The organism is Sphingomonas sp. 66-10 (genome assembly GCF_001897045.1).
GTDB lineage: Bacteria > Pseudomonadota > Alphaproteobacteria > Sphingomonadales > Sphingomonadaceae > Sphingomonas > Sphingomonas lycopersici.
The window spans coordinates 50,700-51,453 of record NZ_MKRR01000001.1; the positions used below are offsets into that span (position 1 = coordinate 50,700).

Sequence of the window (754 nt, forward strand, 5' to 3'; positions counted from 1 at the left end):
AGCAGCCCCATCGTCTCGAGCTGCGCGAGCACGCTGCGGATTGAGGCGGGGGACAGGTTGAGCCCGGCCTGCGCCAGCGTGCGCGAGCCGACGGGCGCGCCGCTCTCCAGATAGCTGTCGACGACGCGGCGAAAAATCTCGCGCGCGCGATCGCTCAACTCGCTGACGGGGGTAGCGGGCACCATAGCGCGGGAGATGTAGGGCGGGAGGGGCGCCGGCTCAACGGCGTTTGCTCCCTTCTTCTTCCTACCCCCCTTCCTCGTGAAGGGAGGGGCTGGGGGTGGGTGGGTATGAGGGGCACCCGAACGGTATCCCCGCAGGCCAACCCACCCCCGTCCCCTCCTTGTTCAAGGGAGGGGAGAAAGCATCAGAACCCTAGCGCCTCCGCCACCACCGTGTTGACGATCCGCCCCTTGTCGACGTTGAGCCCTTCCTTCAGCCCCGGATCGTCGTCGAGCGCCGCGAGCCCTTTCGCCGCGAGCGCCAGCCCATAAGGCAAGGTCGCATTGTTGAGCGCGTGGCTGGAGGTGAGCGGCACCGCGCCGGGCATGTTGGCGACGCAATAATGGATCACCCCGTCGACCTCATAAGTGGGATTGGCGTGGGTCGTCGGGTGCGAGGTTTCGAAACAGCCGCCCTGATCGATCGCGACATCGACCAGCACCGCGCGCGGCTTCATCAGCTTGAGCATCCCGCGCGTCACCAATTTGGGCGCGGCCGCCCCCGGCACGAGCACCGCGCCGATCACCACATC

2 pseudogenes are annotated in these 754 nt (G+C 67.4%); both read right to left on the reverse strand.

The annotated features are described in order from the left end of the window. A pseudogene (gene hrcA / locus BGN95_RS00265) lies at window positions 1–182 on the reverse strand (heat-inducible transcriptional repressor HrcA); the annotation flags it as partial. Between the two features lie 185 nt (window positions 183–367). Further along, window positions 368–754, reverse strand: a pseudogene (locus BGN95_RS00270) (alanine dehydrogenase); the annotation flags it as partial.